This window comes from Constrictibacter sp. MBR-5 (assembly GCF_040549485.1).
Lineage (GTDB): Bacteria > Pseudomonadota > Alphaproteobacteria > JAJUGE01 > JAJUGE01 > Constrictibacter.
On sequence record NZ_JBEPTK010000014.1, the window covers coordinates 23423 to 36035 of the forward strand.

The 12613-nt window shown below is 69.3% G+C and carries 14 protein-coding genes; 6 read left to right on the top strand and 8 right to left on the bottom strand.

Annotated elements, in window-relative coordinates; all coding sequences use genetic code 11:
• Positions 1-38 precede the first annotated feature (38 nt).
• Positions 39-695 (top strand): hypothetical protein, encoded by a 657-nt coding sequence (locus ABIE65_RS22190; RefSeq protein WP_354080764.1) that lies wholly within the window; start codon positions 39-41, stop codon positions 693-695.
• A 42-nt stretch (positions 696-737) separates the two neighbouring features.
• Here the strand turns inward: ABIE65_RS22190 and ABIE65_RS22195 are convergent, their stop codons facing one another.
• The 4 genes from ABIE65_RS22195 to ABIE65_RS22210 all read right to left on the bottom strand — a co-directional run bounded on the left by ABIE65_RS22195 (position 738) and on the right by ABIE65_RS22210 (position 4429).
• A complete protein-coding gene (locus tag ABIE65_RS22195; protein WP_354080765.1) occupies positions 738-1598 on the bottom strand; it encodes a metal ABC transporter permease in 861 nt (286 codons plus the stop codon).
• Positions 1595-2488, bottom strand: coding sequence for a metal ABC transporter permease (locus tag ABIE65_RS22200; RefSeq protein ID WP_354080766.1), 894 nt, complete (start codon positions 2486-2488; stop codon positions 1595-1597). Before ABIE65_RS22200 ends, ABIE65_RS22195 begins: the two co-directional genes overlap by 4 nt.
• Entirely contained in the window at positions 2485-3414 is a 930-nt protein-coding gene (locus tag ABIE65_RS22205) for a manganese/iron ABC transporter ATP-binding protein (RefSeq protein WP_354080767.1), read from the bottom strand. The genes ABIE65_RS22200 and ABIE65_RS22205 overlap by 4 nt, the downstream gene beginning before the upstream one ends.
• Positions 3415-3505: 91 nt before the next feature.
• On the bottom strand, positions 3506-4429 hold the full coding sequence (locus ABIE65_RS22210) for a metal ABC transporter substrate-binding protein (RefSeq protein WP_354080768.1): 924 nt from the start codon (positions 4427-4429) through the stop codon (positions 3506-3508).
• 235 nt (positions 4430-4664) lie between these two features.
• Here ABIE65_RS22210 and mntR point away from each other — a divergent pair, with 235 nt between their 5' ends.
• Entirely contained in the window at positions 4665-5129 is a 465-nt protein-coding gene (gene mntR / locus ABIE65_RS22215) for a manganese-binding transcriptional regulator MntR (protein WP_354080770.1), read from the top strand.
• 19 nt (positions 5130-5148) lie between these two features.
• Here mntR and ABIE65_RS22220 read toward each other — a convergent pair whose 3' ends face one another.
• Both ABIE65_RS22220 and ABIE65_RS22225 read right to left on the bottom strand, forming a co-directional pair.
• The gene (locus tag ABIE65_RS22220) at positions 5149-6135 is read right to left on the bottom strand and encodes a DMT family transporter (protein WP_354080772.1); all 987 of its coding nucleotides are present in this window, start codon (positions 6133-6135) and stop codon (positions 5149-5151) included.
• 86 nt (positions 6136-6221) lie between these two features.
• Entirely contained in the window at positions 6222-6542 is a 321-nt protein-coding gene (locus tag ABIE65_RS22225) for a TraR/DksA family transcriptional regulator (protein ID WP_354080774.1), read from the bottom strand.
• 135 nt (positions 6543-6677) lie between these two features.
• Between ABIE65_RS22225 and ABIE65_RS22230 the strand changes: the two genes are divergently transcribed.
• Entirely contained in the window at positions 6678-6920 is a 243-nt protein-coding gene (locus ABIE65_RS22230; protein WP_354080776.1) for an HP1242/YdcH family protein, read from the top strand.
• 34 nt (positions 6921-6954) lie between these two features.
• Here the strand turns inward: ABIE65_RS22230 and ABIE65_RS22235 are convergent, their stop codons facing one another.
• Positions 6955-7440 carry a YajQ family cyclic di-GMP-binding protein gene (locus ABIE65_RS22235; RefSeq protein ID WP_354080778.1) on the bottom strand — a complete coding sequence of 162 codons (486 nt, stop codon included), beginning with the start codon at positions 7438-7440 and terminating at the stop codon, positions 6955-6957.
• A 24-nt stretch (positions 7441-7464) separates the two neighbouring features.
• Positions 7465-8235, bottom strand: a complete 771-nt coding sequence (locus tag ABIE65_RS22240; RefSeq protein WP_354080780.1) for an adenylyl-sulfate kinase — start codon at positions 8233-8235, stop codon at positions 7465-7467.
• 154 nt (positions 8236-8389) lie between these two features.
• On the opposite strand from ABIE65_RS22240, the gene ABIE65_RS22245 reads away from it, so the two are divergent.
• The 3 genes from ABIE65_RS22245 to ABIE65_RS22255 all read left to right on the top strand — a co-directional run bounded on the left by ABIE65_RS22245 (position 8390) and on the right by ABIE65_RS22255 (position 12598).
• Positions 8390-10687, top strand: coding sequence for a molybdopterin guanine dinucleotide-containing S/N-oxide reductase (locus tag ABIE65_RS22245; RefSeq protein ID WP_354080782.1), 2298 nt, complete (start codon positions 8390-8392; stop codon positions 10685-10687).
• Positions 10688-10775: 88 nt separating this feature from the next.
• Complete coding sequence (gene bla / locus ABIE65_RS22250) at positions 10776-11639, top strand: class A beta-lactamase (protein WP_502918561.1); 864 nt, start codon at positions 10776-10778, stop codon at positions 11637-11639.
• 74 nt (positions 11640-11713) lie between these two features.
• On the top strand, positions 11714-12598 hold the full coding sequence (locus ABIE65_RS22255; RefSeq protein ID WP_354080786.1) for an MBL fold metallo-hydrolase: 885 nt from the start codon (positions 11714-11716) through the stop codon (positions 12596-12598).
• Positions 12599-12613: the final 15 nt, after the last annotated feature.

Here is a 12613-nt window from a genome sequence, read left to right on the forward strand (position 1 = left end):
AATCCCACACCACAACCACTCTTCGGAAGGAGCGGACGATGACATCGAACCGCGTGTACATCTCTCGATTTCGGACGGCTGCCGCAGTGCTGTTCGCTTCGGCAGTCCTGCTGGCGCAGCCGGCGGCCGCGGCACCTCCGGGCCCCGACGGCAATCGCGGGCACCTGAACCGCCTGCTGCACGATCCGGCCGTGGTCGCGTATCTGGGGCTGACGGACGAGCAGGCCCGCACGGCCCAGGCCGTCTCCAACGAAGTCCTCGAAAGCCATCGCGCGGCGTTCGAGACGGCACTGAAGCCCGAGACGAAGGCGGAGCGGGTGCCCCTGGTGAAGGACGTGTTCATATCCGTCAACGCGGAGACCTTCGGGCGGCTGGAAAAGGTGGTCGGCGTCCACCGGATCGAACGGCTCGAGCAGATCGAGGTGCAGACCTTCGGGGTGCGTGCCTTCGGGCGCCCGGCGGTGGTCGAGTATCTGGACCTGACCGCCGCGCAGCGTGAGCGGCTGGACAAGATCGGGAATGCGATGGGCGACCGCCTTGCCGCCGTCCATAGGTCGTCGGACCTGAGCGCCGCCGAGAAGAAGGAGGCGACCGGCAAGATCCGCCTCGAGGCGATGTCGCAGGCGCGGCAGGCGGTCAGCCCGGAACAGTGGGTCAAATGGGAACTGCTGACCGGTGCCGAATTCCGCCGGTGACAGAGCGGCCCCTTCGCCGGTCGGCGGCGGGGGCCGATATCGTCAGGCGGCGAGGCGGTCCGCGGAGGCCCGCATGGAATTCCGGCGGGTCGCCCGCAGGCGCCAGGCGAAGGCGAGGCAGAAGAGTGCGGTGAGGACCAGGACCACCGTGGGGGCGGGGGCGCTGTCCAGGAAGAAGCTGAGATAGGTGCCCGTCAGCGAGGCGCAGAGACAGGCCGCGACCGAGACCAGCAGCATCCGCCCGAAGCTCCTGACGACCAGGAAGGCGATGGCGCCGGGCGTGACCAGCAGGGCGATCGCCAGGATCAGTCCGACCGACGTCAGCGTGGCGACGATCGTCAGAGACAGCCCGGCGAGCAGGCCGTAGTGCAGCAGGCCGGTCTTCAGCCCCGACACCCTGGCCTGCGCCGGGTCGAAGGCCTGCAGGAGCAGGTCCTTCCACTTCAGCAGCAGCAGCAGCGACACGGCGAAGGAGATCACCCCGGAGGTCAGCAGGTCGCGGCCGCCGACGCCGAGCATGTTCCCGAACAGCACATGGTCGAGGTGCTCGTTCGTGCTCACCGACGTGTAGAGGACGATGCCGATCCCGAACATGCCGGAAAAGACGACGCCCATCACGGTGTCCTGCTTCACCCGGCTGTTGTGCGACAGGTAACCGGTCAGCAGCGCGCACGCCATGCCGGCACAGAAGGCGCCGACGATCAGCGGGATGTTCAGGATCCACGCGAGCACGATGCCGGGCAGCGTCGCATGGCTGATCGCGTCGCCCATCAGCGCCCAGCCCTTCAGGACCAGGAAGCAGGACAGCAATCCCGTCGGTACCGCCACCATCGCGGCGATCAGGAAGGCGTTGCGCATGAACGGAAACTGGAACGGCAGGAGCAGCGTATCGAGCAGCGTCACCGGACACCTCCGCTCGGCAGGGTCTCCGGGGCGCGCGGCGCGCGCAGGACCGCCGAGGCCTTGCGGCGGGCGGCCAACACGCCGTGCTTCGGCGCGAAGACGAAGGCCAGCAGGAAGATCAGCGTCTGGAGCGTGACGATGACGCCGCCGGTGGCACCGTCGAGGAAGTAGCTGACATAGGCGCCGATGAAGCTCGTGGCGGCGCCGATCGCGACCGACAGCGCGATGAGCCGGGGGAACCGATCGCACAGCAGGTAGGCGGTGGCGCCGGGCGTCACGACCATGGCGATGACCAGGAACGCGCCGACGGTCATCATCGCCGCGACGACCGACGCCGACAGGAGCGTGAAGAAGACGATCTTGAGCAGGTCCGGCCGCAGGCCGATCGAGCGGGCGTGGTTCTCGTCGAAGAAGGTGACCATCAGGTCCTTCCACTTCGCCAGAAGCACGGCCAGGGAGACGAAGCCGATCGCGGCCAGCTGGAACGTGTCTTCGGGGGTGATCGCCAGGATGTTGCCCATCACGATCGTCTGCACGTTGATCGGCACCGGGCTGACCGACACCATGAACAGGCCGATTCCGAAGAACGCCGTGAAGATGATCCCGATGATGACGTCGATCTTCAGCCCCGAGCGCTCGCTGAGGAACAGCATCGCACCGGCGGCGAGGCCGCCCGCGACGAAGGCGCCGAGGGCGAACGGCAGACCGAGCGCGAAGGCGCCGACGACGCCGGGCACGACCGAATGGCTCAACGCGTCGCCGATGAGCGACCAGCCCTTGAGCATCAGGTAGGACGACAGGAAGGCGCAGACCCCGCCGACGAGGGCGGAGACCCACATCGCGTTGGTCATGTAGGCGTAGCCGAAGGGCGCCAGGAGCAGGTCGGTCATTCGACCTCCCCTGTCCGGCTGATGCGCTGGCCGTAATGCACGAGCGGACGCTCGTCGTCGGTGATGATGCGCACCTCGCGCGGGTCGTCGTCGTCGTGCAGTTCGGCGCCGCCCAGCGTGAAGTGGCGCAGCACGCCGCCAAACGCCCGCTCCAGGTTCTCCCGGGTGAAGGTCGTCTCGGTCGGCCCGTAGGCCAGGACCGTTCCCTTGACCAGGACGGTGCGGTCGCAGAATTCCGTGACGGAGCCGAGATTGTGCGTCGAAACGAGCATGACGCGGCCTTCGTCGCGAAGCTCGCGCAGCAGCGCCACGATCTGCGCCTCGGTCTTCACGTCGACGCCGGTGAAGGGTTCGTCCAGCAGGATGACGCGGCCGTCCTGCGCCAGGGCGCGGGCGAGGAAGACGCGCTTGCGCTGGCCGCCGGACAGTTCGCCGATCTGCCGGTGCCGGAAATCCTGCATGCCGACGCGCCGCAGCGCCCCGTCGACGGCCGCACGGTCGGCGGGCCCGGCGCGGCGCAGGAAGCCCATATGGCCGAACCGGCCCATCATGACGACGTCCTCGACGAGCACCGGGAAGGCCCAGTCGACCTCCTCGGACTGCGGGACGTAGGCGACCAGATGCTCCCGCAGCGCTTCGCGGACGGTGCGGCCGAGGAGCCGGATCTCGCCCCGGGCTATGGGCACGAAGCCCATCATCGCCTTGAACAGGGTGGACTTGCCGGCACCATTGACGCCGACCAGTGCCGTGATCGTGCCGCGCGGGATGTCGAAGCTGGCGTCGTGGAGCGCGGTGAGGCCGTTGCGGTAGGTCACCGTCACGTTGTGCACGGAGATGCCGTCGCCGGCCGTCTCCGCCGCGCCCCGCGTCGCTGCGCCCCGCGTCGTCGCATCATGGTCAGCCGTTCCGATCGCCATGTCCGGCATGCGTCGTCCTTCCCACTGCAACCTGCGCCGCGTCACCCCGGCGCCTTCGCCGACAGCGCCGACACCCTGAAGATACGTCTGAGAGGCCTCGTCAGTTCTTGCCGGCACCCGGACCCTCGGCAACCAGTCCCTCGGCAATCGTCCGCGACGTCACGCGCAGCAGATCGAGATAGGTCGGCACCGGCCCGTCACGGTCGGACAGGGAATCGACGTAGAGAACGCCGCCATAGACCGCCCCGGTTTCGCGGGCGACCTGCCGTGCCGGCGCATTGCTGACGGTGCTCTCGCAGAAGACGGCGGGGATATCGTGCTTCCTGACGCCGTCGATGACCTTGCGCACCTGCTGCGGGGTGCCGATCTGGTCCGCGTTGATCGGCCAGAGGTAGAGTTCCTTCATGCCGAAGTCGCGCGCCAGATAGCTGAACGCGCCTTCGCACGTGACCAGCCAGCGCTTGTCCTCGGGAATGCGCGCGATCCGCTCGCGCAGCGGGCCGATCGTCTCGCGGATGCTCCGCTTGTAGGCCTCCGCATTCTTCGCGTAGGCATCGGCATTCGCCGGATCGTGCCGCGACAACGCGTCCCGGATGTTGTCGACATAGATCATCGCGTTGCTGAGGCTCATCCAGGCGTGCGGATTGGCCTTTCCGCTGTAGTCACCTTCCGAGATCGCGATCTGCTCGACGCCTTCGGTGACCGTGGCCGACGGAATATCGCCCAGATTGGCGACGAACTGCTCGAACCACCGCTCCAGGTTGAGGCCGTTCCAGAGGATGAGGCCGGCGCCGCTGGCCCGGACGATGTCCTGGGGCGTCGGCTCGTATCCGTGGATCTCCGCCCCCGGCTTGGTGATCGACACCACCTCGGCGGCGTCACCGGCGACGTTCCGCGCCATGTCGGCGATGACCGTGAACGTCGTCACGACCTTCAATTTCTCGGCAGCGGCAGCGGCCGTAGCCGCCCAGAACAGCGAGGCCGCGGCAAGCATCGACAGGCCCGTCGCCTTCACCAGTCGCATCCGTCCGTCTCCACCTGATCCGTCGACGATTCCGCCGCTGCGGACCGATCGTGTCCGCGACGGCTCGGTCACAACAATATGCATTATGCTATACTAGTGGCGCAAGGCTTATTCTCGGTCGGCGCTCGGCAGCCCGTCGTCGCGGTGCGTTCGCATGAAGCACCGGCACCGCCGGATCAGTCTGCTATAAGCGGTCGGACCGGAGGATCCGGGCCGAACCGACAGGGAGGAGCAAGTGTCGCGCCAGAGGCGCCCGATCGCCCGCTACGCACCGCTGCCCGACGCCGAAGTCCATTCCGAGGGATTCCGCCAGACCCGCGAGGCGCGCCGCAGCGCGCTCGTCGAGGACTATGTCGAACTGATCGCCGACCTGATCGAGGACGGCAATGAGGCGCGGCAGGTCGACATCGCGGCACGGCTGGGCGTCGCACAGCCGACCGTGGCGAAGATGCTGTCGCGGCTGGCGGCGGACGGCCTCGTGTCGCGCAAGCCCTATCGGGGCGTGTTCCTGACGGAAGCCGGCCGTGCCGTCGCCCACGAGAGCCGGGCGCGCCACCAGACGGTCGAGGCCTTCCTCCTGTCCATCGGCGTCAGCGCGGAAACCGCCCGGATCGACGCCGAAGGCATCGAGCATCATGTCAGCGCCGAGACGCTGGACGCGTTCCGGCGCGTCATGTCCGGCAGCCGGAGCGGCGACTGACAGGCGACCCCTTGGTTGATCAACCGGCCGGCGTTCCTGGCCCCTCACCCGTCCCCTGCGGCACACGCGCCGATCGCCGCTCGCGCCAGAGGGCGTAGAGCCCGCCAGCGATCACGAGCAGGCATCCGGCCACCGTCCACCGGTCCGGCACGTGATCCCAGACGAGATAGCCCATCACCGTCGCCCACACCGGCAGCACGTAGCCGAAGGGCTGCAGCACGCCGGCCGGCGCGCTGTCGAGGGCGGCGACCAGGGTGGCGTGCCCGAAGGCACCCAGGATGCCGACCCCGACCAGCATGGCCCAGGTCTCCGGCGCCGGCGGCGTCCAGACGAAGGGTGCGAGAAAGGAATAGGAGACGACGCCGACCAGGGCCGTGTAGAGCACCGTGGTGCCGACCGGATCGACCCCGGCCATCTTCCGCACGAGGACCTGGTAGAGCCCCCACAGGGTAGCGCCGATCAGCGGCCACAGCGCCGCCCCCTCGAACACGCCGGTCCCCGGCCGCACGATCACCAGGACGCCCAAGAAGCCGATCGCCGCCGCCGCCTTGCGATGCGGGCCGATCCGTTCGCCGAGGAGCAGGGCCGCCATCAGCATCGCGATCAGCGGCGCCACCGCCGCGATGGCGTGGACGTCGGCCAGGTGCATCGCCCGGAAGGCGAGCATGAAGGCGCCCATCTCGACGATCAGCAGCAGCGAGCGGCCGATCTGGAAAACGGGCCGGCGCGAGGCGAGGCTGGCCCGCAGGCCGCGCCGGCGCGTCAGCACCAGCGCGAAGGCCAGGAAGATCCAGAAGCGGACGCAGAGCACCTGCGCCACGTCGTGCCGTTCCATCGCCAGCTTCGACAGGGCATCCATGCTGGCGAAGGTGAGCATCGCGACGATCATAAGCGCGATGCCCCGGCCGTTGCCGGCGGGCGCCTCAGCCGCGCCGGCGGGCGCCTCAAATACGCCGGCGGGCGCCGGGGCGGTGGCGGGCGACGTGGTCCGGACGCTGGCTTCCAAGGGGCTCACTCACACGCGGCGACGTGAGCAGAAGGCCGCCAAGGGCGGGAAGCGTCAAGGTGCGTCGTGCCCGATGCAGGCGGCGATCAGGTCTCCGCGCAGGCGATGCAGCGGGTCGCGTAGGGAAGTGCCGCCAGCCGCGCCGGCGGGATGGGCGCGCCGCAGCCCGTGCAGATGCCGTAGCTGCCGTCGGCGATGCGGTCGAGCGCCGCCTGGATCATGGCGATCTCGGTCCGCGCGGCCTGCTCCAGCGCCGCGTCGGCCTCGCCGCTCTCGAGCTCGGTCGCCTGCTCCGAGAAGCGGGGATCCAGGGGTTCGCGCAACGCCTCGTCCAGGCGGACGACACGGTCCTCGAGTTGCTTCAGCCTCTCGGTCAGTCTCGCTTCGACATCGCGATTCGCAGCCATACGCCCACCCAATGGTTCGTTGTTGGCGCCAGAGGAACAGCGGCGCCAGCCGAACGCATTGATCGGTATCAATACCCGGCGCCGGCACACGTGTTACCGGTTACACCGTCACAGCCGCACCAGGGAGACACGCCAGTGTCGCACGTTCCGCACGAACTCGCCGACGACTTTCCCGAGCATGCCGAGCGCATCCACGCGCTCAAGCTGTCGGATGCGCATTTCGCGAAACTGGCCGACGCCTATCACGAGGTGAACCGCGCCGTGCACCGGGTCGAGACGCGCGTCGAGCCGGCATCCGAGGCGTACGAGGAGGAGCTGCGCAAGCAGCGGCTGCGCCTCAAGGACGAGATCGCCGCCATCCTGAACGCGAAGGCCTGAGAGGGGCCGACCACAAGCGCGGCCGGGCCGCCGCTCAGTCGCGGAAGTTCAGATACTGCAGCGGCTGTTCGATATCGAGGGCGCGAACCGTGGCGATCGCCGCCTGCAGGTCGTCGCGGTTCTTGCCGCTGACACGCAGTTCGTCGCCCTGGATGGAGGCCTGGACCTTCAGCTTGCTGTCCTTCAGGCCCTTGACGATCCGCTTCGACAAGTCCCGGTCGATGCCCTGCTTGATCGTGACCGTCTGGCGGATCATGTCGCCGCCCGCGCGCTCCGGCGTGCCGAAGTCGAGGGCGGCGGCGTCGATCTTGCGGCGCGTAACGTGGCCGCGCAGCAGTTCCTGCATCTGGCCGAGCTTCGGATTGTCGTCGGCGAGGATCGTCAGCACGCTCTCCTGCCGCTCGATCGAGCATTTCGACCCCTTGAAGTCGAAGCGCTGCCCGATCTCGCGCCGCAGGTTCTCGATCGCGTTGTCGACCTCGTGGAGGTCGGTCTTCGAGACGATATCGAAGGTCGGCATCGGTCCTTCCTCGGATGCGGGGGCTCAGCTTCGGCCGAGACGGCGGCGCACTTCGGTGGCGGAGATCGCCTCGAACTCGGCGCCGAGTTCGAGCTTCTCCACCACGTAGCCGACGTCGCGACCATAGAATACGTGGGTGACGTTGGGCAGCGGCACCACCGTGAACATGCCCTCATACTCGCGCAGGGCATGCTCGATGCGGGCGCGCACATGCTCGAAGCCGAACGGGTTCTTGGAATCCGTCCCGCCCGTGTCGCGCACCGCGACGCAGACCTGGCCGACGCGGCCCAGGCTCTCCTCGATCAGACGCCGGTGACCGTCGTGGAACGGCTGGAAGCGGCCGATCACCAGGGCGGTCGGGCGCTTGGAATCGAAGACCGGGCGCACCTGCTGGGCCACCTGGTCCGCCCAGTACTCCGGCGTGCCCTCTTCCGAGACGCGCACGTCGAACCGCTCCGGCGCGACGAACAGGCGGTTCGTGTCCTCGAACCGGCTCTCCTTGATGCGGTCGCACCAGACCGTGAAGGCCGCGCCGAAGGCCGCGCGCGCCTCCGGCGTCGGGCACACGAAGTCGGCCACGGCGAAGCCGCCGGCCTCGACGACGCGGTCGCAGAGCCAGCCCATGCGCCCCGCCTGCTCGATCCGGTCGGCCTCGGAGAAGCCGAGGTCCTTGTTGATGTGCTGGCGCACCTCGTCGGCGTTGAAGTGGACGGCGTTGAGCCGCGGCACCAGCGCACGCGCCAGCGTCGTCTTGCCGGCCCCCGGCAGTCCCATGATCAGAATCTTCCGCCGCACCTTCACCATACCCCTGTCTTTATATCCGGGCCCCGTATAGCGCCCCCTGTGGACCGCCGCCAGCGGCGCGGCGGACGGGGCAGGCTGGCCGCCTTGAAGGCACGGGCGACCGCGCGCACACTGGCGGCGGATCGCGAAGGTACGAGGACCGACAATGAACCATTACACCGCCTCCCACTGGGGCATCTACGAGGTCGAGCGCGACGCGAGCGGCGCGCCCTCGCTGAAGCCCTATTCCGGCGATCCCGACTATTCGCGCATTGGGCTGCACCAGCTCGACGACGACCTGATGCGGCTGCGGGTGCGCCGGCCGGCGGTGCGGCAGAGCTGGCTGCGCGACGGACCGGGTGCCGCGCCGGAACTGCGCGGCCGCGAGCCCTTCGTCGAGGTGGAGTGGGAGCGCGCGCTGGATCTCGTCGCGGCCGAGGTCGACCGCGTGCGCAAGACGCACGGCAACGCGGCGATCTTCGGTGGGTCCTACGGCTGGGCCAGCGCCGGGCGCTTCCACCACGCTCAGAGCCAGATCCATCGCTTCCTCAACATGACCGGCGGCTATGTCCGCCACCAGGACTCCTACAGCCTGGGTGCCGCGCGGACGCTGATGCCGCACATCGTCGCCTCGATGGACGAGCTGAACGCGTCGCACACCTCGTGGGACGTGATGGCGGCGCACACCAAGCTGTTCGTCACCTTCGGCGGCGTGCCGGCGAAGAATTCCGAGATCACCAACGGCGGCGTCGGCGAGCACCGCATCCCGCGCGGCCTGCGCGCGATGGCCGAGGCGGGCTGCCGCTTCGTCAACATCGGCCCGGTGCGCGACAACCTCGACACCGGCGGCGAGGTCGAGTGGATCCCGACGCGGCCGAACACCGATACGGCGATGCTGCTGGCGATTGCCTGGGTGCTGCGCGACAAGGGGCTGCACGACAAGGCATTCCTGGCGCGCTACTGCGTCGGCTACGAGATCTTCGAGCGCTACATCACCGGCGGCGAGGACGGCATCGCCAAGACGCCGGAGTGGGCCGAGAATATCTGCGGCGCGCCGGCCGCGCGGATCGTGTCGCTGGCGCGCGAGATGGCGTCGAACCGGACGATGCTGAACATCGCCTGGTCGCTGCAGCGCGCCTCGCACGGCGAGCAGCCGTTCTGGGCGCTGGTCAGCGTGGCGGCGATGCTGGGACAGGTCGGCATCCCGGGCGGCGGCTTCGGCGTCGGCTACGGGGCCACCAACATCATGGGCAGCCCGCACCCGCGCGTGCCGGGGCCCACCCTGTCGCAGGGGACCAACGCCGTCTCGGCCTTCATCCCGGTGGCGCGCATCGCCGACATGCTGCTGAACCCCGGCGCCGGCTTCACCTACAACGGCGGCACCTACGCCTACCCCGACATCCACATGGTCTACTGGGCCGGCGGCAATCCCTTTCATCACCACCAGGACCTGAACAAGCTGCTGCGCGCCTGGCGGAAGCCGGACTCCATCGTCGTGCACGAGCAGTTCTGGACGCCGACGGCGAAGCTCGCCGACGTGGTCCTGCCGGCGACGACCAGCATGGAGCGCGACGACATCGGCTTCGCGACGCGCGAAGGCCACTACGTCGCCATGCGCCAGATCATCCCGCCGGTCGGCGAGGCGCGCGACGACTATGCGATCTTCACGGCACTCGCCGAACGGCTCGGCGTGGCCGAAGCCTTCACCGAGGGCCGCAACACCCGCGCCTGGCTGGAGCACATCTACGAGGACAGCCGCTCCAAGGCCGTCGGCATCGGCATCCACCTGCCGCCCTTCGCGGACTTCTGGGAGCAGGGCCTGATCCGGCTGGCCGAGCACGACAAGCCGGTGGTCATGCTGGACGCCTTCCGCGCCGATCCGGAGGCGAACCCGCTGCGGACGCCGTCGGGGAAGATCGAGATCGCATCGGAGACGATCATGGGCTTCGGCCTGGCCGACTGCCCCGGCTATCCGGTGTGGCGCGAGCCGGTCGAATGGCTGGGGTCGCCGAAGGCGGCGGAGCATCCGCTGCACCTGCTGTCGGACCAACCGGTGCGCCGCCTGCACAGCCAGCTCGACGGCAGCGCGCACAGCCGCGCCGGCAAGATCGCGGGGCGCGAGCCGGTCTATCTGAACCGGCAGGACGCCGTCGACCGCGGCATCGGGCCGGGCGACATCGTCGAACTGTTCAACGCGCGCGGCCGCTGCCTCGCGGCGGCGATCCTGACCGACGACCTGGCGCCCGGCGTGGCACGGCTCGCCACCGGCGCCTGGTTCGACCCGGATCCCGAGACGGGCCTGGAGAAGCACGGCAACCCGAACGCGCTGACCCTCGACCAGGGCGCCTCCGGCCTGTCCCAGGGCTGCTCGGCGCAGACCTGCCTGGTGCAGGTGCGCGGACCGGTCAACGAGGCGCCGCCGGTCACCGCCTTCGTCTTGCCGACTTTCGCTGGCGAGATCTGAGAAACGCGCACCCGCCCTGGCGGGTGCGGATCTCACGGTTTCCTTGGAGAAGTCAGTGCACTCGATTCTGTCGCGCCGCCGCTTCGGACTGTCCCTGGCGGCGACGGCCGCCGCGGCATGGCTGCGGCCGGCGAGCGGCTTCGCCGCGCCGGCCAAGGGCCTGCCCGAGGCTTTCGCCGATATCGAGGCGGCCATCCGCTGCCGGCTCGGCGTGTCGATCGTCGATACGGAATCGGGGCGGCGCTGGGCACACCGGGCCGACGAGCGCTTCCCGATGTGCAGCACGTTCAAGATGCTGGCCGCCGCCGCCGTGCTGGCACGGGTCGACGCCGGCCGCGAGGATCTGGGACGGCGGATACCGGTGACCGCCGACGACATCGTCGCCCACGCCCCGGTCACCGAGAAACGGGTCGGCGGCGAGCCGATGAGCCTCGCCGAGCTGTGCGAGGCCACGGTGACGCTGAGCGACAATCCCGCGGCCAACCTGATCCTGCGCACCCTCGGCGGTCCCGGCGGGATCACCGCCTACGCCCGCACGCTGGGCGACGACGTCACCCGGCTCGACCGCTGGGAGACGGCGCTGAACGAGGCGGCGCCGCGCGATCCGCGCGACACCACGACGCCGGACGCGATGGCCGGGAACCTGCGCATCCTGGCCACCGGCGAGGCACTGTCGCCCGCCTCGCGCGACATCCTGCTCGGCTGGCTGATCGGCTGCAGGACGGGCGACGCCAAACTGCGGGCGGGCCTGCCGGAGGGGTGGCGCGTCGGCGACAAGACCGGTGGCGGCGGCCACGGCACGAACAACGACGTCGGGATCATCTGGCCGCCGGGGCGCCGCCCGGTGATCGCCGCGGTCTACGTCACCGAGAGCGAGGCGAGCTTCGCCGACCGCAACGCCGCCATCGCCCACGTCGCCCGCGCCCTCGCCGAGACGCTGCGGGAGGGCTGACGGGTGACGGAGTGCCCCTATAACGGGACGCTCCTGCGCGTGCTACGCTCCGCCAAAACATGGAGGAGCCGAAGATGACCACCCGCTTCGCCGTCGACGACCTGACCATCCACCGCATCGTCGAGCAGGAAACGCCGTCGCCGGACGAGGCGTACCGGCCGCAGGTCTTCTTCCCCGACCTGACCGACGAGATGCTGGAGGCGAACCGCGGCTGGCTGACCGGGAACGGACTGGACCCGATCTACGGCAACGTCCTGCTCTGCTACCAGACCTACATCGTGCGCACGCCGCACCACACGGTGCTGATCGACACCTGCATCGGCAATGAGAAGAACCACCCGACGCGGCCGCACTGGCACGGCAAGACCGACGCGACCTACATGAACGCGCTGGCGGCCGCCGGCCTGACGGTGGACGACATCGACTTCGTCATGTGCACGCACCTGCACGCGGACCACGTCGGCTGGAACACGAAGCTGCTCGACGGGCGGTGGGTGCCGACCTTCCCGAACGCGCGCTATCTCTTCTCGGCCAAGGAATTGGCCTACTGGCAGGAGAAGCACGCGAAGGCGCCGATCCACTACATGACCGACAGCGTGCTGCCGATCGTCGCCGCGGACCGCGCCGAACTGGTGTGCAGCGACCACGCCATCGACGACCATGTCCGGCTGGAGCCGACGCCCGGCCACACGCCGGACCATTTCGCCGTCCGGGTCGGCCGCGAGGGCGGTGGCGCGGTGTTCGGCGGCGACCTGATCCATTCGCCGCTCCAGGCCCGCTATCCGGAAGTGTCGATGCGTTCGGACTTCGACCGCGCGCTGGCGGCCCGTACGCGCCGGAACTTCCTCGAACGCTACTGCGACACCGACACGCTGGTCTGCACCGCGCACTTCCCCGGCCAGTCGGTAGGCCGGTTCACGCGCTGGGACGAGGGCTTCCGCTTCAAGCCGGCGGGATGACGGCCGGGCGTCGGC